Annotated in this window: 16 protein-coding genes and 1 pseudogene; 12 read left to right on the top strand and 5 right to left on the bottom strand. The window is 69.9% G+C overall.

What is annotated here, in order from left to right; genetic code table 11:
• The first annotated feature begins 83 nt into the window (after positions 1-83).
• From BU52_RS16450 to BU52_RS16430, 5 genes are read left to right on the top strand one after another with little or no spacing between them, the layout of a single operon-like run.
• Positions 84-1,250: an NAD(P)/FAD-dependent oxidoreductase gene (locus tag BU52_RS16450; protein ID WP_037934621.1), complete on the top strand. Its 1,167-nt coding sequence runs from the start codon at positions 84-86 to the stop codon at positions 1,248-1,250.
• On the top strand, positions 1,247-1,501 hold the full coding sequence (locus BU52_RS16445) for a (2Fe-2S)-binding protein (RefSeq protein WP_037934618.1): 255 nt from the start codon (positions 1,247-1,249) through the stop codon (positions 1,499-1,501). The genes BU52_RS16450 and BU52_RS16445 overlap by 4 nt, the downstream gene beginning before the upstream one ends.
• On the top strand, positions 1,494-2,909 hold the full coding sequence (locus BU52_RS16440; RefSeq protein WP_037934615.1) for an FAD/NAD(P)-dependent oxidoreductase: 1,416 nt from the start codon (positions 1,494-1,496) through the stop codon (positions 2,907-2,909). The genes BU52_RS16445 and BU52_RS16440 overlap by 8 nt, the downstream gene beginning before the upstream one ends.
• 45 nt (positions 2,910-2,954) lie before the next feature.
• Entirely contained in the window at positions 2,955-3,851 is an 897-nt protein-coding gene (locus BU52_RS16435) for a dihydrodipicolinate synthase family protein (RefSeq protein ID WP_037934610.1), read from the top strand.
• 2 nt (positions 3,852-3,853) lie between these two features.
• A complete protein-coding gene (locus BU52_RS16430) occupies positions 3,854-4,855 on the top strand; it encodes a proline racemase family protein (protein WP_037934606.1) in 1,002 nt (333 codons plus the stop codon).
• 330 nt (positions 4,856-5,185) lie between these two features.
• Here the strand turns inward: BU52_RS16430 and BU52_RS16425 are convergent, their stop codons facing one another.
• Positions 5,186-5,902: a GntR family transcriptional regulator gene (locus BU52_RS16425; protein WP_037934603.1), complete on the bottom strand. Its 717-nt coding sequence runs from the start codon at positions 5,900-5,902 to the stop codon at positions 5,186-5,188.
• 118 nt (positions 5,903-6,020) lie between these two features.
• Positions 6,021-7,433: an aldehyde dehydrogenase family protein gene (locus BU52_RS16420; RefSeq protein WP_037934721.1), complete on the bottom strand. Its 1,413-nt coding sequence runs from the start codon at positions 7,431-7,433 to the stop codon at positions 6,021-6,023.
• Positions 7,434-8,013: 580 nt separating this feature from the next.
• Here BU52_RS16420 and BU52_RS16415 point away from each other — a divergent pair.
• The 6 genes and pseudogenes from BU52_RS16415 to BU52_RS33660 all read left to right on the top strand — a co-directional run.
• Positions 8,014-9,165: a branched-chain amino acid ABC transporter substrate-binding protein gene (locus BU52_RS16415; protein WP_037934600.1), complete on the top strand. Its 1,152-nt coding sequence runs from the start codon at positions 8,014-8,016 to the stop codon at positions 9,163-9,165.
• A 76-nt stretch (positions 9,166-9,241) separates the two neighbouring features.
• Positions 9,242-10,087, top strand: coding sequence for a branched-chain amino acid ABC transporter permease (locus BU52_RS16410; RefSeq protein ID WP_235216357.1), 846 nt, complete (start codon positions 9,242-9,244; stop codon positions 10,085-10,087).
• 49 nt (positions 10,088-10,136) lie between these two features.
• Entirely contained in the window at positions 10,137-11,237 is a 1,101-nt protein-coding gene (locus tag BU52_RS16405) for a branched-chain amino acid ABC transporter permease (RefSeq protein WP_037934597.1), read from the top strand.
• Between the two features lie 26 nt (positions 11,238-11,263).
• A complete protein-coding gene (locus BU52_RS16400; RefSeq protein WP_078903285.1) occupies positions 11,264-12,073 on the top strand; it encodes an ABC transporter ATP-binding protein in 810 nt (269 codons plus the stop codon).
• Positions 12,070-12,783, top strand: coding sequence for an ABC transporter ATP-binding protein (locus tag BU52_RS16395; RefSeq protein ID WP_037934594.1), 714 nt, complete (start codon positions 12,070-12,072; stop codon positions 12,781-12,783). Before BU52_RS16400 ends, BU52_RS16395 begins: the two co-directional genes overlap by 4 nt.
• Positions 12,784-12,786: 3 nt before the next feature.
• Positions 12,787-13,029 (top strand): annotated as a pseudogene (locus BU52_RS33660) (proline racemase family protein); the annotation flags it as partial.
• A 39-nt stretch (positions 13,030-13,068) separates the two neighbouring features.
• Here the strand turns inward: BU52_RS33660 and BU52_RS16390 are convergent.
• From BU52_RS16390 to BU52_RS16380, 3 genes are all read right to left on the bottom strand, one after another.
• A complete protein-coding gene (locus tag BU52_RS16390; RefSeq protein ID WP_235216355.1) occupies positions 13,069-14,376 on the bottom strand; it encodes a cytochrome P450 family protein in 1,308 nt (435 codons plus the stop codon).
• Positions 14,377-14,457: 81 nt separating this feature from the next.
• On the bottom strand, positions 14,458-14,640 hold the full coding sequence (locus BU52_RS16385) for a hypothetical protein (protein ID WP_037934591.1): 183 nt from the start codon (positions 14,638-14,640) through the stop codon (positions 14,458-14,460).
• The gene (locus BU52_RS16380; RefSeq protein ID WP_037934588.1) at positions 14,637-16,577 is read right to left on the bottom strand and encodes a S9 family peptidase; all 1,941 of its coding nucleotides are present in this window, start codon (positions 16,575-16,577) and stop codon (positions 14,637-14,639) included. The genes BU52_RS16385 and BU52_RS16380 overlap by 4 nt, the downstream gene beginning before the upstream one ends.
• 231 nt (positions 16,578-16,808) lie before the next feature.
• On the opposite strand from BU52_RS16380, the gene BU52_RS16375 reads away from it, so the two are divergent.
• Positions 16,809-18,086 (top strand): MFS transporter, encoded by a 1,278-nt coding sequence (locus BU52_RS16375; RefSeq protein ID WP_037934584.1) that lies wholly within the window; start codon positions 16,809-16,811, stop codon positions 18,084-18,086.
• Positions 18,087-18,100 lie beyond the last annotated feature (14 nt).

Raw genomic sequence — 18,100 nt, 5'->3', positions numbered from 1 at the left:
GTATCGCCGCTGGCGTTGCCTCCACGTCGATCGGATGTATAGCCTAAGCAATGGCATGTGACATTGCACAGAGGCGAGGGTTGATGACTTCGAAGGTTGTCGTCGTGGGAGCGGGCGTGGTCGGCACAGCCTGTGCCTTCCACGCCGCCTCGGCGGGCTTGGACGTCACGGTCGTCGACCGCGGAGCCGTCGGCGCCGGGACGACCAGCCGCGGGGAAGGCAACGTTCTCCTCTCCGACAAGGAGCCGGGTCCCGAGCTCGCTCTGGCTCGCCTGAGCCGCTCCCTGTGGGAAGAGGCCGGTGAGGAGCTCGGGCCGCACTCCATCGAGTTCGAGACGAAAGGGGGCCTCGTTGTCGCAAACACCACCGAAGGCCTCACAGCCCTCCGGGAGTTCGCCCTGCGGCAGTCGACGGCCGGGGTCCGCACCGAGCCGGTCGAGCGCGTGCGCGATATCGAACCCCACCTCGCGCCCGGGCTGCCCGGTGGCGTCCACTATCCGCAGGACGCACAGGTGCAGCCGGTCCTGGCGGCGGCGGCGATGCTGCGTGCCGCCGTGGCACGGGGCGCACGCTTCCACACGGGTGAGATCGCCGCCGCGGTGACGGGCCGGGGAGACCGGCTCACCGGCGTGCGGACGGTCGTCGGAGATGTCCTGCCCGCCGATGCCGTCGTGAACGCTGCCGGCACGTGGGGCGGCGAAGTCGGCCGTCGGCTCGGTGCGCCCATCGAGGTCCTACCGCGCCGCGGATTCGTTCTGGTGACCGAACCGCTGCCGCGGATGATCCGGCACAAGGTCTACTCGGCCGACTACGTCGCCAACGTCGCCTCATCCGACGCAGGGCTGGAGACCTCCTGCGTGGTGGAGGGCACCCGCGGCGGCACGATCCTGATCGGCGCCAGCCGGGAACGCGTCGGCTTCGACACGACGATGAACCCCGCCGTGGTCGCCAGACTGGCGGCGCAGGCCTGCCGGCTGTTTCCCTTCCTGCGGCGGATCCATCTGATCCGCGCCTACCGCGGTTTCCGGCCGTACTGCCCGGACCACCTCCCGGTCGTCGGACCGGATCCGAGGGCCCCGGGGGTCATCCACGCGTGCGGTCACGAGGGGGCGGGTATCGGTCTCGCCCCCGCGACCGGAGCACTCGTGACGGCCCACCTCCTCGGCCGCCCCTGGCGCGGCGCCGATCCGGCAGCGCACACCGGGCTTCTGCCCGACCGCTTCTTCCTCTCTGGAGGTGTGCCGAAGTGAGCGAGCTCATCATCGACGGCAAGCCACTGGCGTTCGTGGAGGGCCAGAGCGTCGCCGCAGCCCTCGTGGCGACGGGACGGGTCTCCTGGCGTGCCACCCGCGCCGGGCACCGTCCGCGTGGGGTCTTCTGCGGGATCGGCGTCTGCTTCGACTGCCTCGTGACGGTTGACGGAGTCGGCGGGCAGCGCGCCTGCCTGGTTACGGCACGTGACGGTATGACCGTCACGACTGAGGAGAGTACCGATGAGTGACCCGGCAGATCTCATCATCGTGGGAGCCGGCCCGGCCGGCATGGCCGCGGCGGCCACGGCTCTGGCCGGTGGGCTGCGCGTGGTGCTCGTCGACTCGGGTACCGCCGTCGGCGGCCAGTTCTGGCGACACCCGCCGGAACACGCGCGATCGGTCATTCCGACCGAGGACCTGCATCACGGCCTGCGCGAATACCACGACCTTCGTGAAGCCTTGGCGGCGCACGCGCAGAAGGGGCAGCTCGACCTGCGCCTGCATCACCACGTGTGGTCCGCGGTCCGTCAGGACGACGTCTTCGTGGTCCATGCCGTCGACCGGCGGAAGGCGCCGCAGGAGATCGCCGTGGTCCTGCGCGCACCGAGGCTCCTCGTGGCAACCGGCGCCTATGACCGTCAACTGCCGTTCCCCGGATGGGACCTGCCGGGCGTGCTCACCATCGGCGGTCTCCAGGCCCTGCTCAAGGGCGGTGGAGTCGCGGCCGGGAGCCGCGTGGCGCTGGGAGGGACCGGTCCGTTCCTACTCCCGGTCGCCGCGAGCCTCGCGGCGCGCGGCGTCGAGGTGGTCACGGTGTGTGAGGCGGCCCACCCACGGGCATGGCTGCGGCATCCCGGTCCGCTGCTGCGCAACCCGGGGAAGTGGGCCGAGGGAGCCGGGTACGCCCTGACGCTGGTGCGCCACCGCATCCCCGTCCGTCCCCGCACGGCGATCATCCGCGCCGAAGGAGGCGCACGCGTGACCTCGGTCCGGGTCGCCTCGTTGGCGCCGGACGGCAGCCCGCGCCCGGGAAGGGAACGACGCATCGAGGTCGACGCCGTCGGCGTCGGCTGGGGTTTCGTGCCCCAGCTCGACCTGCTCATCACCCTTGGCTGCGCGCTCACGGACTCGGCGGACGGCAACGCGGTGGTGGCAGCCGACGAGGGCCTGCGCACCACCGTCCCCGGCCTCTACGCCGCGGGAGAGACGTGCGGTGTCGGCGGGGCGGCACTCGCGGTGGGTGAGGGCCGACTGGCCGCGGAGTCGGTCCTCGCGGACTCAGGTGCCGCTCCCGTGCTGAGGGGAAAGCGCCTGGCCGCGGTGCGCTCCGCAGTCGCCGCCCAGCGTGCCTTCGCCCGAGCGCTCGCTCTTGCCCACCCGATTCCTCCGGCATGGTCCTCGTGGCTGACTGACGAAACCGTCGTGTGCCGGTGTGAGGAGGTGACTGCGGGGGTGATAGGGACCGCTCGTGCCGAAGGTGCGTGTGATCACCGCCAGGTCAAACAACTGACCCGCGCCGGTATGGGCTGGTGCCAGGGGCGGATGTGCGGACCGGCCGTTCACTGCCTCACGGACCCGAAGCAGGCCTACCGACCCGCGGAACGGCTTGTCGCGACGCCCGTCACCCTCGGGGCGCTCGCCGACCTCGACACATGACCGTCGGCATCGACGGACAGCAACGAAGACCGACAAGGAGTGTTCATGAGTGAGAACCGCATGCCCTGGCACGGCGTCATCGTCGCAACCAGCCTGCCGTTCGACGACGATCTCACGGTCGATTTCCGCACCTACGGCGAGAGTGTCGCCTGGCTCGCGGAGCAGGGGATGCACGGTGTCGCGCCGAACGGATCGCTGGGCGAGTACCAGACGCTGACGTACGAGGAACGCGATCGTGTCGTCGAAACGGCAGTGGCCAACGCCCCCGAAGGGTTCACCGTCATGCCGGGCGTCGGTGCGTACAGCGGTGGGGAGGCAAAGCGGCACGCCCAGTTCGCCATGGACGCCGGCTGTCAGGCGGTCATGTGCCTGCCGCCCAATGCCTACCGCGCCGACGATCGCGCGGTCCTTGAGCATTTCGAACTGGTCGCTTCGGTCGGCCTGCCCGTCACGGCGTACAACAACCCCATCGACACCAAGGTGGACTTGCGCCCGGAACTGCTGGCCAAGCTGCACGCCGAAGGGTTCATCGTGGGTGTGAAGGAGTTCTCGGGCGATGTGCGGCGCTGCTACGAGATCTCTGAGATGGCCCCCGGCCTCGACCTCATGATCGGTACCGACGACACCGTGCTGGAGGTCGGCATCGCCGGCGCCAAGGGCTGGGTCGCCGGTTACCCCCAGGTCTTCCCGCGGGCCTGCCTCGCACTGTACGAGGCGTCCGTCACGGGTGATCTGGAGACGGCGCTGCCGCTCTACCGTCAACTGCACCCGGTGCTGCGGTGGGACAGCAAGACCGAATTCGTCCAGGCCATCAAGCTCGGCCAGGAGATGATCGGCCGCCGCGGTGGCGCCTGCCGCCCGCCGCGACAGCCGCTCGGCCCCGAGACGGAGACTGTCGTGCGCGCCGCCACCCAGGCCCTCATCGACGCCGGAGTGAGCTGACGATGCGCTCGACCGTGTGTTATCACGCCGTCGACTCGCACACCGAGGGGATGCCCACACGCGTGATCACGGGAGGTGTGGGCGTCCTTCCCGGTGCCACGATGTTCGAGAGACGGCAGCGATTCGTCACGGAACGCGACCACCTGCGCACCCTGCTCATGTGTGAGCCGCGCGGGCACGCGTCGATGTCAGGGGCGATCCTGCAGCCTCCGACCCGGCCGGACGCCGACTACGGCGTGCTCTTCATCGAGGTCTCCGGCTGCCTGCCGATGTGCGGGCACGGGACCATCGGCGTCGCGACGGTCCTCGTCGAGACGGGAATGGTCGAGGTGGCCGAGCCCGAGACCCTGGTGCGGCTCGACACCCCGGCGGGATTGGTCACGGCGAGGGTGCGAGTGCGCGACGGCCACGCCGAATCGGTGACCCTGGAGAACGTCGCATCGTACTGCCACGCCCTCGACCAGGTCGTCGACGTACCGGGATACGGAGCGGTGCGTTACGACATGGCCTACGGCGGCAACTTCTACGCGTTTGTCCGGACCGAGGATCTCGGCATTCCCTTCGACCGGGCGCAGAAGCAGCGACTGCTCGACGCCGGGCTGGCCGTCATGGAAGCGATCAACGAGCAGAACCCGGTGTCCCACCCGGAGAACCCGGAGATCAACGTGTGTCATCACGTCTATCTCGAGGCTCCCGGATCGACCGCGGAGCACTCCCGGCACGCCATGGCGATCCACCCGGGCTGGTTCGACAGGTCACCCTGCGGCACGGGCACCAGTGCCCGAATGGCACAGCTGCACGCCCGCGGGCAGTTGCCGGTCGGCCAGGACTTCGTCAACGAGTCGTTCATCGGTTCCCGGTTCGTCGGACGGGTGCTGGCGGAGACCGAGGTCGGAGGCCTGCCGGCCGTCCTGCCGTCCGTCACCGGCCGCGCCTGGATCACCGGCACCGCGCAGTACCTGCTCGATCCATCCGATCCCTACCCGGCCGGCTTCACCCTCTGAGGGCCGGCCCCCACCCGCGGCGTGAGGACGTCGTGTCCGACGCTCCTGTGTGTCGCCGCGCGGGTCCCCGCCGGTGGGGCCGGGCGAGGACGTGGTGTTCAGCAACCGCCTCCATTTCCGCTGGATGACTCGCGCGCGGTCGGCGAAGGCCGGGCCGCCTCCGACGGCCGCGCGCGGGAGACGTCACTGCTTCTTCACGGGCTCCCGTGTGGATGCCCGGGCCTGACGGAGTGGACGCGTCCCGCGCCGGATGTCCCTGGAGAGGTGTGTCGGAGTGGTCCGGCTGATCACTCCGTCCTGTCAGCGATCGCCGAGTGCCGTGGAGCGAGGTCAACGGGCGCCCAGCTTGCGCTTGGAGGCGTTCCGTTCTGCGGCCTCCTCCTGCTTCCGTGCTGCCCACAAGGTCCTAACGTGGGCAAGATGATGGCGCATGTGTTCCTCGGCTGCTGCGGCGTCCCCGGACAGCATGAGGTCGAGCAACGCGGTGTGCTCCTGTGCGGAGGCAACCAGCGCCCCCGCTTCCGCGAGCTCTGTCAGTCCGTAGAGGCGGGAGCGTTTACGCAGGTCGGCCACAGTCTCCACGAGGCGGGCGTTGCCCGCGAGGGCGAGCAGACCGAGGTGGAAGCGGCGGTCTGATTCCAAATAGCCGATGAGGTCGCCGGCGCGTGCGGCGGCCACGATCTCGTCGGCCACGGGGCGCAGGGCCTCCAGTTGCTCCAGTGAGGCTGACCGCGTGACCCGGCCGACGGTCGGGATCTCGATGAGGGAGCGAATCTCCGTGAACTCGTCCAGGTCACGCTCGGACAGTTCGGTGACGCGGAACCCCTTGTTGCGCACGGCCTCGACCAAGCCCTCTCGCGCCAGGTCCAGCATGGCCTCGCGCACGGGAGTCGCGGAGACTCCGTACTCGGCAGCAAGGGTGGGAGCGGAGTAGATCACCCCGGGCTTGAGGTCGCCTGCGATGAGTGCTGCACGGAGGGCGTTGGCCACCTGGTCACGTAGATGCTTCTGTACCGAGATAAGCGTGCGGGGCTTCAACTCGCTCATGCGATCCCTCCGTGGATTTGTTACCTCAGGATACAATGTCACGTTGCGCGGTGTCTTCGCGGCCTGCCCGGTGCGATCGGCAGGGCCTCACCGGTCGGGCCGCCTCCTTGTGACGGGCTCAGGCCGACACGGCCGGCAGGAGGGACACCGTTCGGGTCGAGGTGTAGAAGTCCATCGTGGCGCGCTCCTTCTCCCGCACCCCCCGGGAGTCCTTCTCCCGTCCGAGGGGCAGAAGGAACTCGGTGCCGGTGGTCGGCGCGTTCACCCGCACCATTGCGGCGTTCAGGCGGCCGACCGCCGACAGTGCCTTCTCCAGATCGCTCGTGTGCAGGGAGGACACCACCCCGTAGCGGCCGCTGTTCGCGGCCCGGATCGCCGCGTCGAAGGTCATCACCTTCGACAGCACCGCGACAGGACCGGAAATCCCGCGTCGGTTCAGATCGTGGTCGTCGGGCACGTTTTCCAGCAGAACGGGATCGACGTACCAGCCCGCTGCCCGCTCCCGGCGGACCCGGGTGTCACCCGCCAGAACGTGCGCTCCAGAAGCGAGAGCGCTGTCCCGGGCCTGGATGACACGATCGCGAGCCGTCTTGGAAATGACAGGGCCGCACACCGCTTCGGTCGTGTTCGGATCGCGGGCGGACAGGCTCTGGAGAGCCTGCTTCAACGCCTCGCGCAGCTTGGGGAGAACGCTGTCCACGGCGATCACCCTTTTTGTGGCGGTATGTTTCTGGCCCGCGCAGCAGGCGATCGCCGCCGCGATGTCAACAGCGGCGCGTGCGACGTTGGCATCCGGCAGAACCACGGCGGCGTTGTGTCCGCTCACTTCCAGTCGTGCGGGCACGCCGCGGGACGCTGCGGCACAAACCACCGCGGTGCCGACTTCGGACGATCCGGTGAAGGACACCACATCAGCCAGGTCGGCCAGAGCGGCCCCGATTTCGGGGCCTCCCGGGGCGATCTGCAGGACGCCTGAGGGAAGGACACCCTTCAGGATCTCCGCCACGCGCAGGGCACACGCGGTGGCCTCCGGCGCGGGCTTGACGACCACGGTGTTGCCGACCGCCAGGGCAGGAGCCGCGTCCCAGGACGGCGCGGCCAGCGGAAACTGCCAGGAGGTGATCAGTCCGGCGACGCCGTGCGGACGACGGCGAGTGAGCAGGAGCCCTGGTCCAGAGGTCGGCTCCTGAACCGTTCCCGGGGCCTCCTGGGGAAGCTGGGCGTAGTAGCGCCAGATCGCCACCGCGCGGGTGAGTTCCTCGCGGGCCTCGGTGAGCGGTTTGCCGACTTCTCGAACCAGGAGCCCAGCCAGCTCTTCGTGCGCGGCCTCCAGGGCGTCCCCGACGCGGTGAAGGGCGGCAGATCGTGCGGCTGCGCCGGCGGCGAGCCATTCAGGCTGGGCACGAGTGGCCCGCTGCACGGCTCGCGTGACGGTCTCGGGGCTGCAGCCGTACAGCTCTATGAGCACGTCGTCCGGGTCGGAGGGATTGTGGGAGATCACCACGCTGTCGGCCGCCAGGCCGGGGAGCATGTTCACGGGGGCCTTCCGGAATGAAGTCGTGGTCGAGGGGGACCTTCTGACGAGCGTGGGGGTCGTCGGTTCGGTGCCCTGTGTCTGCGTCGCAACCGGGGTAGGACCGTCCGCCTGGGTCGGTTCTGGCGAGAGTCCGCAGGTGGGTCTGCACGACAGTAATATGTCACATGATGCACCTCGGGCGGGAAAGCGCACTCAAGCCGCAAGAAGCGAGGGCACCCCGGGGCGGTCGAGAAGTCACGCCTCGATTACGAGCGCCGACAGGGCTCCCGTCCCGCGACGTCGCCCGGTAGGGTCCGTGCAATGTCACACACCACAGTGGCATCGGATGGGCGGAGCCGCGCGCCGGCGCCACCGAACTCGGCACTGAACCACAGGTACGGTGACGCCCTCCCTCGGACGCGGGCCGTGCGCATGCCGGCGCCGCCACCACGAGCGCAGGCACAACTCCCCCGCTCTCGCGGAACTCGCGACCACATGTGCAATGTCACACATCAATAGTCGGGGCGCGGCCGGCGAGCGCCCTCGGCCACCCGATGGCCCGCCAGACGGCGGACCACAGGAGACGGAGCAAGGTATGACCATCATTCGTCGTGGAACCATGACGGCGGCCGTCATGGCACTCGGGCTCACTCTCGCCGCTTGCGGCGGCAGTCTGACGCAGGACGGTTCCGGGAAGGACGACTCCGACACCATCAAGCTCGGCATGCTCACGCCGCTGACCGGTAGTTCGGCCGCCATCGGTCCCCACATGAAGGACGGTGCCCGACTTGCCGTCGACGAGATCAACGCGAAGGGCGGGATCGACGGCCGCAAGCTCTCACTCACCGTCGAGGACGAGGCGTGCGATCCGAAGACGGCCGCCGCCGGTGCGGCCAAACTCGTCAGTGCCGGCGTCAGAATCTCAGTGGGCGGCTACTGCTCCTCGGCGACGCTCCCCACACTGAGCATCTTCGAGAAAGCCCACATCCCCATGATCATCCCGGCGGCCAACTCCGCCGACCTTCTGGCGGAGCAGCGGCGGAACGTGTTCCTGATCAACGGCACGGGCATTCAGCAGGCTCAGGCCGCGGCGGCGTTCATCAAAGCGGGCAGCAGCAAGGGTGTCGCCCTGATCGACGACAACACGTCGTACTCGACGGACATCACCAAGCGGACCGGCGACGAACTGGGCCTCCTCGGTGTCAAGGTAGCCGACCATCAGTCGGTCACAGCAGGTGAGTCGGACTACTCCGGCGCCGTCAACGCCGTACTCGGCTCCAAAGCCGACTTCGTCTACTGGACCGGGTACTACCAGGAAGGCGGGCTGCTCATCAAGCAGCTCAGAGCCGCCGGCTACAAGGGAAGGATCATGGTCGCGGACGGCTCAGTGGACGGCAAACTGATCGAGATCGCCGGCAAGAGCAACGTCCAGGGCGTATTCGCGACCATGACCCAGACGCCGCAGACCATCCCCGGTGGGGAGGCGTGGGTCGCCACGTACAAGAAGAAGTTCGGTTCCGAACCCGGCCCGTACTCCACTCAGGCGTATGACGCGGTACGCGTCGCCGCGGAGGCGGTCAGAGCAGCCGGCTCCACCGACGGGCAGGACGTCATCGAGGCGCTTGAGCAGATCGACGGCTTCGAGATCTTCTCCGGCCCGCTGAACTTCACCCTCCAGCACACGCTGAGCGTGGGCGGTTTCGACATCCTCGTCGTCGAGGACGACGACTTCGTCCTCGAGAAGTGACACCGGCCGGGCGGCCGGCCCACGCAGGCCGGCCCTCCGTGCGTCACCGCTTCCCCTCACGCAACGGGAACCACGCATGAACCACTTGCAACTCGTGCTCAGCGGCCTGTTCGTCGGCTCCTTCTACGCCCTGGTCGCACTCGGCTACTCGATGGTCTACGGCATCATCAAACTGCTCAACTTCGCCCACGGCGACCTCTACATGGTCGGGGCCTTCGCCGGTTTCACCGTACTCAGCGTCGGTGCCGGTGCACTCGGCGGTGGGTTCGTCGCGCTCATCGTCATCATGATCGTCGCGATGATCGCGACCGGTGGCTTCGGAATGCTACTGGAGCGGGTGGCCTACCGCCCGTTGCGCAGCGCGCCCCGGCTGTCCGTCCTCATCACCGCTGTCGGAGCGAGCTTCGCGCTCGAGTACGGCATCGCAGTCGCCTTCGGCCCGACCCCAGAGGTGTACCCGGTCGGCGTCCAGGACGGCACGCTGCACATCGCCAACGCACAAGTCACCTACGCTCAGCTGGCGATGACGGCGATCGCGGTCGTGCTCATGGCGGCCCTCGACACCTTGGTCCGCACGACACGCTCGGGCCGTGCGATGCGAGCCATCTCCCAGGACCCCAAAGCGTGCCTGCTCATGGGAGTCAACGTCGACCGGGTCATCTCGCGGACGTTCTTCATCGGGTCCGCCCTGGCCGGTGCGGCAGGTGTCATGGCCGGTGCGTACTACGGGAAGATCGATTTCCTCATGGGCTTCGTCATCGGGCTGAAGGCGTTCACCGCGGCAGTCATAGGCGGCATCGGCAACCTGCGCGGAGCCGTTCTCGGTGCCATCGTGCTCGGTCTGCTGGAGTCCTTCGGGGTGCCTACCTCGGCAGCGAGTGGCGTGACGTCTTCGCGTTCGGCTTCCTCATTCTCTTCCTGACCGTGCGGCCCACCGGGCTGCTCGGCGAGCGAGTCACGGAGCGTGTGTGATGAACGACGAATCCACTCTGCGCGCCGGCGAGAAGCCCTCCGTCTACGTCAGCGCCGTCGAAGGACGAACCCCCACGAACATCGCGCCCTCCGTCACGGAAGCCGGCGCCTCCGCGTCGAGCCGCACGGCTGTAGCGGAGTTGGTGTCGAACAGCCTGGCCAGCAGATGCCTCGGCACCGGCGCGGCCGTTGCCGCGCTGGCACTGCCCCTGGTCAGTTCCAGCACCTATGTCATCCAGATCGCCGTGGACGCGCTCATCTTCGTGATGCTCGCGGTCGGGCTGAACATCGTGGTCGGTTATTGCGGTCTGCTCGACCTCGGGTACGCCGCGTTCTTCGCGATCGGGGCGTACACCTCGGGACTGCTGTCGACCAGGTTCGGGTGGCCGTTGGTCGCGACTGTCCCGGTGGTGGTCATCGCCGCGATCATCGCTGGACTTCTCATCGGCGGACCGACTCTGCGGCTACGCAGCGACTACCTGGCCATCGTCACTCTCGGCTTCGGCGAGATCATCCGCATCACGGCGAACAACCTCGACTTCACCGGCGGCCCGAACGGACTGTACGGCATCCCCGACTTCGGTGACTTCGGGCTGCGCGCCGACATCGCCCTGTACTGGATCACTGCAGTTGTCGTCATCGCCGCCGTGCTGTTCTCGAGCCGGCTCGGGCGCGGCCGGATCGGCCGTGCGTGGCGGTTCGTCCGTGAGGACGAGGACGCCGCCGAGGCGATGGGCATCCACACATACAGAGTCAAGTTCGCGGCCTACATCGCCGGAGCGGTCTTCGGCGGCATCGCGGGCGTGCTGTTCGCGGCACATCAGACGGCGATCTCCCCGCCGAGCTTCAACTTCCTGTGGTCCGCGCTCATTCTGATGGCCGTCGTCCTCGGCGGCATGGCGTCGACACCGGGTGTCGTCGTGGGAGCTCTGATGATCTCTCTGCTGCCCGAGTTGCTGCGCGGTGCGGAGAACTGGCGGTATCTCATCTTCGGTCTGCTGCTGATTGTCGTCATGGTCTTCCGTCCGCAGGGATTGCTGCCGGCCCATCCGGGCGAACCACGGCGGCGCGGGCGCCGAGCACGGGAGGGTACGTCGTGAGCAAGCTGCTCCTTGACGTGAGGGGCATGGCGGTCTCGTTCGGCGGAGTACGTGCCGTCGACGGTCTGACGTTCTCCGTCCACGAGGGCGAGGTGCTCTCCGTCATCGGCCCGAACGGCGCCGGCAAGACGAGTGCGTTCAACTGCATCACCGGCTTCTACAAGCCGTCCGCGGGCTCGGTGTCGTTCGACGGCACCGACATCACCGGGAAACGTCCGGCCGTGATCGCCGCGAGCGGAATCGCGCGGACGTTCCAGAATCTCCGGCTCTTCGGTGACCTGACGGTGCTGGACAACGTGAGGGCGGGCATGCACGTCCGCATCAGGCAGAACTTCCTCGACGCGATGCTGCACACGCCACGCTACCGGCGTGGCGAGGACACCGCGGCGGACGAAGCCCACGCATGGCTCGACTTCGTGGGCATGGAGTACGACCGGACGGCCCAGATCCGCAACCTCCCCTATGGCGAACAGCGGCGCGTCGAGATCGCGCGGGCACTGGCCCGCCGACCGAGGATGCTGCTGCTCGACGAGCCGGCGGCCGGACTCAACCACGGAGAGAAGGAACAGCTGCTCGGCCTCATGCGGCGCATCGCCGCACTCGGCATCGCGGTCGTTCTGATCGAACACGACATGGGGCTCGTCATGGAGGTCTCCGAAAGGATCGTCGTGCTGAGCTACGGCAAGGAGATCGCAGAAGGCACACCAGCGGCCATCCGGTCGAACCCTGCGGTCATTGAGGCATATCTCGGAGTTGAGGACGAAGAGCCCCATGCGGAGGCCGAACGCATCGCGTCCGAGACGGGATCGCGCGGCACGGCGGGGGTGGAGTCGTGAGAACCGTCCTCGACATCAAGGGCCTCGAAGTCACCTACGGCAAGGTCGAGGCCCTCAGGGGCGTCGACCTCAGCGTAGGTGACCGGGAGATCGTCGCACTGCTGGGGAACAACGGCGCCGGCAAGTCCACGACGGTTTCGGCGATCTCCGGTGTCGTGCGGTCCAGGGCCGGAACGATCGCAGCGTACGGAGAGGACATCACGGCGGCGACACCCTGGTCGATCGTCGAGCGCGGGATCGTGCATGTGCCCGAGGGCCGGCGCATCTTCTCAAGGCTGACCGTGCACGAGAACCTCCAGATCGGTGGCTACACCGTGCGCGAGGGTACGTCGGTCGACAAACGGATCACACAAGTCTACGAGCTCTTCCCCCGGCTGGCCGAGCGCCGTCACCAGCAGGGCGGCACCCTGTCCGGCGGCGAGCAGCAGATGCTCGCCATCGGCCGTGCGATGGTCGCCGGGCCCCGCTTGATCATGCTGGACGAACCGTCCATGGGTTTGGCCCCGTTGGTCGTGGCCCAGGTCATGGACGCCATCGCTTCGATCAACGAGTCGGGCACGGCGGTGCTCCTCATCGAGCAGAACGCGCGAGCCGCGCTGAAGGTCGCCCACCGAGGCTACGTCATCGACTCCGGCCGCGTGACGCTGACCGGACCGGCCGCAGAACTGCGCACCGACCCACAGGTCGTCGAGGCATACCTGGGAGCGTGAGGGATGACGAGAACGGAAACGGTCGAGACGATCGACTGGCACACAGGGGGCGAGCCGTTCCGGATCGTGCCGGACGGTCCGGCCGCGGTGACCGGTGCGGGACTCACCGTGGCCGAGCGCCGGATCGTTGCGATGAAGAGCGACGAAGGGCAGTGGCTCCGGGCACTGCTGAGCAGTGAGCCCCGCGGTCACGCGGACCTGTACGGCTGCTTCCTCGTCCCGCCGGACGACGCGGGCTCTGCGCTCCTCGCCAAGGCGGTGAGGGCGGCAGGGGCAGGGCGGGGGTCAGCGGCGCAGGGTGAGGGGCAGCGCCTCCAAGCCGCGCAGCATCATCGTGTTGCGCCAGCGCAGGTCGCGCTCCTGGCAGGCCAGGGTCGTTCCGGGGAAGCGGGCGAGGAGCGCGGTGAGCGCGATCTCGGTCTCCAGCTTGCCGAGCAGGGCCCCGAGGCAGCGGTGGATGCCACCGCCGAAGGCGAGATGGCCGGCGTCCCGGCGGTCGAGGATGAGGCGGTCGGGGTCCTGGAAGCGCGCCGGGTCGCGGTTGGCCGCGCCGAGGGACAGCAGCACGAACTCGTCCTGCGGGATCTCCACCCCGCCGACGTCCACCGGCTCGGTGGTGAAGCGGGTGGTGGCCATACAGATGGGGGAGTCGTAGCGCAGGAACTCCTCGACGGCCCTGGGCATCCGGGTGAGATCGGCGCGCAGCCAGGCGGCCTGGCCGGGATTGCGCAGCAGCGCGAGGCAGGAGGTGCCCAGCAGGTTCACGGTGGTCTCATGCCCGCCGATCAGCAGCAGGGCGACCATGCCCACGATCTCGTCGTCCGTCAGCTCCCCGCGCTCGCGGGCCGCCAGCAGCTCGGTGAGCAGATCGGCGGGACGGTCATTGCGGCGGATACGCCGGTCGGCGATGGCCAGGACGTACGAGCCCATCTCCTGGACGGCTCGCCGGAACGCCGCGTGGTCGCCCTCCTGGGTGACGATGGCGGTCGACCACTTCCGGTAGAGGTCGCGGTCCTCGGGCGGGAAGCCGAGCAGTTCGCAGACGACGAGGATCGGCAACGGGAAGGCGAAGTCACGTACCAGGTCCACCGTGGCGGTGGTGGTGCGGGTCGTGTGGCGCGCGGCTGCCGCGTCCAGCCCGTCGAGGAGTTCGAGGGTGATGCGCTCGACCATCGGCCGCATCGCCTCGACCCGCTTGCGGCTGAACGCCGCCTGGACCACGCGGCGGAGGCGGGTGTGGTCGGGCGGATCGCTGCTGAGCATATGGGTGATCTCGGTGCCCAGGTTGACGCCCTCGACCCGGCTGTCGGCCAGGGCCTGGGCGCGCCGCACATCCTGCGCGAAGCGGCGGTCGAAGAGCGCGGCCCGGACATCGTCGTAGCGCGGGATGATCCACAGCCGCAGGCCGCCGTCGCTGTGCAGCACGGAGACCGGGGCCGATTGCCGCATCCTGGCCAGGGTCGGGTACGGGTCGCTGAGGAACGTCGGCGGGTTCTGGCGCGGTTCCGTCGTCTCGGGCTTGTCCGGCCGGTGCTTCTCCGGCCGGGGACTGTTCGTCCGGGGTGCTGCCGTCGCTGCCGTAGCTGTGGTCATGATGTTTTCCTGTCCTCACCGGCACGGCCGGCGCCGCGGCGGGGTGCCGGGCGTGGCACCCCGCTGCGGCGCTGCTTGGGCTCACTGCAGAGGCGACTTCTTCTCCGTGTTCTTCTTCGTGCGGGTGGTGCAGGTCCGCGCCGGGCCGTTCGGCCGGACCGGGACCGCCTTGTCCAGGGCGGCCTGGGTGTCCGGCGGAATGATGATCCCGCGCTCCCGCTCGGTGGCGCTGATGGGGTCGACGCGCAGTCCGTGACGCTTCATGGTATTGACCTTTCTTCGGTGTGGTGGACGGGGTGGTGCGAGCCGGTCCGCCCGCTGTTGCGGCGGTCGGCGGTTCTGGGGGAGGTGCGCAGCGTGTCGTCGGCGTAGCGCACCATGGCGGCCCAGGCGGCGGCGTGTCCGGCTGGGGCACGGCCCACGTCGTGTCCGCCGCCGAGCCACCGGACGCGATGCGGGACGTCGCGGCGCCGCAGCGCGGCGAGATAGCGCTCGATCTGTTCCGCAGGGCACTTCTCGTCGTCCGCCGAGGCGGCGAGGAAGAGCGGGCCGCGTACGCGGTCCACATAGGTCATCGGGCAGGCCGCGCGATAGCGGTGTGGCACCTGCTCGGGGGTGCCGCCGAAGAGGCGGTCGTCGACCTCCCGCAGCGCCGGCGTCGTCGCCCGGTACGCCGCCGTGTAGTCGGCCACCGGGGCGACGGCCAGCCCCACGTCCCACAGCCGGGGCTGGACGCCCATCGCCAGCAGCGTCAGATAGCCGCCCCAGGAGTAACCGCACAGGCCGGTACGGCCCGGCTCCGAGACTCCCGCGTCGATGAGGTGGCCGCGCACCGCGGCGAGGTCTTCGAGCTGGGCGAGGCCGACCCGGTGGCCGAAGTCGTCCCGCCAGCGGGGGCCGTAGCCCGTCGAACCGCGGTAGTTGGTGCGCACCACGGCGAATCCGGCCTGGAGCAGGGCCTCGGTCCGGGCGTCATAGGCGTCCCGGTCGTGGGTGTGGGGCCCGCCGTGGACGAGGAAGACCGTCGGCCAGGGGCGGTGGCCCGCCCTGCGGCCGGGCGGGGTGGCCACAAAGCTGTGGATCTGCCCGTACGGCCGATGTGTCCACAGCTCACGGCGCCCGGGTCCGGTCGTTCCGCCGGGCGCCGTGCCGCGTGACGCCGTCGTGGAGCGGCCGGAGTGGCCGGAGTGGTCGGGACGTTCCGGGGGTTCCGGGTGCTCCGCACTTTCCGAGCTTTCCGGGCTTTCCGGGTGGCAGATCAGTGGCCGGGGCGGTTCGCCGTCGCGGCTCCACAGGCAGTGGACCGTGCGGTCGGGTGCGCAGGAGAAGTCGATGATCGTGCCCTCGGGCGTGGGAAGCACCGTCGTCGTACCGCGGTCGAGGTCGGCGCGGAGCAGGCGGCTGCGTCCCGCCCGGTCCTGCTGGACCAGCACCGTGCGGCCGGGCCCGTACCAGCAGGCGGTGATCTCCGTAGCGAAGTCGAGGGCGGAGCCGGGACCGTGCGTACGGATCCCCTCGCCCTGCCGCCAGCAGGCCAGGGTGTAGCGGCCCGCGCGTTCGAGGACGAGCAGCAGTTCCGGCCGTGCGGTGGTGAGGTCCGGGCGGAAGCCCAGCGCCCACACCGCGCCGCCCTCGCCGTCCCCCGCTGCGCCGGGGATGGCGTCCACGAGGACGCCGGAGGCCGGTGACCACAGCCGGACCGCGGCCGGTCCGGCCGGGCGCCCCGCGGTGGCCAGCAGTCGGCCGCCGGGGGCCAGGCCCACCACTGCCGCATAGCCGGGCTCCTCGGCCACCAGGCGGGCGCGCTCGCCCGGTCGGCCGAGGTAGTACCGCGAGTGGTCCGCGACCCCGACGCCGACGGCGGCGAGGCCGCTGCGGGGGTCGAAGGCCAGGCCGTGCATCCGCCCGGCGGGCACGCCGTCGAGCGCCGGGCGCGGGTGCCCGCCCTCGAACGGCGCGCGCAGCCAGCGACCTTGACCGCCGGGAGCGGCGTCGAACCACCACAGGCCGTGGCCGTCCGGCTCGATGGCGGCGGTCTCCACACCCAGCGGTGCGGTGGTCGCCTGGCGGCGCTGACCTGTCGTCAGATCCCAGGCCACGATCTGCGGGAGACCGTCCACATACCGGGTCTCGACCGCTCGCCGTCCGTCGCGGGCGGCGAAGGACGGGACGTGCACCGCCGTTCCGATACCGCCGCTCATCGCCGTCCCTCCCTTCGTGGGTGTCCGCTTCCGCTGCCGGTGGCCTTGGCTGTGGTGGGCTCCGACGGCCATCACACTGCCGGACGGGCGGGCTGCGTGGCAGGGAAGAAGGCGCAGCGGCACCGACAGTGAGCTACTGCCGGTCCTTCCCTGGCACCGGACGGTGGGCGGGCGACAGGGTGCGGGGGCGACCACATGGCCCGGACCCACCGAGGAGAAAGGGGCGACCCGATGACGATCGCGGCGGCCCGGCCCGGCGCAGCCCCCGTCCCACCCGACGGAGCGCCGAACGGCACAGCGGGTGGCAGGCCGAGCCGTGCGCTGGCGGCGGTCTATGTCGCGGGCGCGGTGACGGCGTTGGGCACCCAGATGACCATGCTCGCGCTGCCCTGGCTGGTGCTGGAGACCACCGGCTCGGCCACCCGGGCGGGCCTGGTCTTCGCGGCCCAGGTGCTGCCCATGGCGCTGCTCGGCTTCGCGGGCGGAGAGGTCATCCAGCGCCTGGGCGCCCGCCGGACCATGGTCGTCTCCGATCTCGCCCGCGCTCCGGTGGTGGCGCTGATCCCGCTGCTGCAGACCCTGGGCGCGCTCAATCTGGCCGTCCTCGTGGCGATCGTCACGGCGCTCGGGGCGCTGGCCGTTCCGTACCATGCGGCACAGCGGGTGCTGGCGATGGAACTGCTGAGCCCGCACGCCCGCTCTCTGGCCCGTGCCAACAGCGCGCTGGAAGGTGTGCAGAACGGCTCGGCGTTCGCCGGACCGGCGCTCGCGGGCGCGCTGATCCCGCTGGTGGGGACCACATCGGTGGTGTGGCTGGACGCGGCCACGTTCGCCTTCTCCGGGTTGCTGCTGCTGCGCCGCGTCCCGGCAGGGTGTGGCGGGGCCGGAGGGTCCGCGGCCGGGCCCCGCGGCCTGTGGGCAGGGGTGCGGCATCTGTGCGGCGACTGGTTCCTGAGCCGGGCGATGCTGTCCACCGTGGTGTTCGGGTTGATGCTGCGGACCCTGATGATCACCATGCCGGTGCTGGCGTTCGCCCGGTTCGAGGGGGACGCCAGGGTCGGCGGCCTGCTGATCGCCGCCCTGGGCGCCGGTGGCCTGGTGGGCTCGGTGGCCGCCTATGTGCTGGCAGCACGAGTCGCCCCCGTACGGCTCGCCTGTACGGCCCTGGTCTGCGTCGCTCTCCCCCTGTGGACGCTCCTGGTGCCCGTGCCGGCCGGCGTGCTCGTCGTCGCCGTCGGCCTGTCGTCGGCCGCCGCGCCCCTGGCGAACGCGCCGCTGATGGGCCTGCTCTCCGCCCGGCTGCCGGACGGCTTCGGGCCCAAGGTGTTGCAGGCCGTGGTCACGATCAGCACCCTGGCCGGGCCGCTGGGCTTCCTGGCCGCGGGCGCCGTGCTGGACCGGGCCGGTGTCGCGGCGACCCTGTGGGGCGTCGCCGCGCTCGCGACGTTCGGCAGCGGCAATCTGATCCTGGCCCTGCGCCGCCTCCAGGCCACCGGGGCCCCGGACTGACCTGGTCTTCCGAG

It is taken from the genome of Streptomyces toyocaensis (genome assembly GCF_000725125.1).
In the GTDB taxonomy this organism is placed as follows: Bacteria; Actinomycetota; Actinomycetes; order Streptomycetales; family Streptomycetaceae; genus Streptomyces; species Streptomyces toyocaensis.
This window is presented reverse-complemented; position numbering and strand designations above follow the sequence as displayed.

What these genes read in the sequence shown, in the direction of transcription:
- BU52_RS16450 (WP_037934621.1), top strand. Translation starts at nt 84, where the DNA reads ATGACTTCGAAGGTTGTCGTCGTGGGAGCGGGCGTGGTCGGCACAGCC.
- BU52_RS16440 (WP_037934615.1), top strand. Translation starts at nt 1,494, where the DNA reads ATGAGTGACCCGGCAGATCTCATCATCGTGGGAGCCGGCCCGGCCGGC.
- BU52_RS16435 (WP_037934610.1), top strand. Translation starts at nt 2,955, where the DNA reads ATGAGTGAGAACCGCATGCCCTGGCACGGCGTCATCGTCGCAACCAGC.
- BU52_RS16430 (WP_037934606.1), top strand. Translation starts at nt 3,854, where the DNA reads ATGCGCTCGACCGTGTGTTATCACGCCGTCGACTCGCACACCGAGGGG.
- BU52_RS16425 (WP_037934603.1), bottom strand. Translation starts at nt 5,902, where the DNA reads ATGAGCGAGTTGAAGCCCCGCACGCTTATCTCGGTACAGAAGCATCTA.
- BU52_RS16420 (WP_037934721.1), bottom strand. Translation starts at nt 7,433, where the DNA reads ATGCTCCCCGGCCTGGCGGCCGACAGCGTGGTGATCTCCCACAATCCC.
- BU52_RS16415 (WP_037934600.1), top strand. Translation starts at nt 8,014, where the DNA reads ATGACCATCATTCGTCGTGGAACCATGACGGCGGCCGTCATGGCACTC.
- BU52_RS16410 (WP_235216357.1), top strand. Translation starts at nt 9,242, where the DNA reads ATGAACCACTTGCAACTCGTGCTCAGCGGCCTGTTCGTCGGCTCCTTC.
- BU52_RS16405 (WP_037934597.1), top strand. Translation starts at nt 10,137, where the DNA reads ATGAACGACGAATCCACTCTGCGCGCCGGCGAGAAGCCCTCCGTCTAC.
- BU52_RS16400 (WP_078903285.1), top strand. Translation starts at nt 11,264, where the DNA reads ATGGCGGTCTCGTTCGGCGGAGTACGTGCCGTCGACGGTCTGACGTTC.
- BU52_RS16390 (WP_235216355.1), bottom strand. Translation starts at nt 14,376, where the DNA reads ATGACCACAGCTACGGCAGCGACGGCAGCACCCCGGACGAACAGTCCC.
- BU52_RS16385 (WP_037934591.1), bottom strand. Translation starts at nt 14,640, where the DNA reads ATGAAGCGTCACGGACTGCGCGTCGACCCCATCAGCGCCACCGAGCGG.
- BU52_RS16380 (WP_037934588.1), bottom strand. Translation starts at nt 16,577, where the DNA reads ATGAGCGGCGGTATCGGAACGGCGGTGCACGTCCCGTCCTTCGCCGCC.
- BU52_RS16375 (WP_037934584.1), top strand. Translation starts at nt 16,809, where the DNA reads ATGACGATCGCGGCGGCCCGGCCCGGCGCAGCCCCCGTCCCACCCGAC.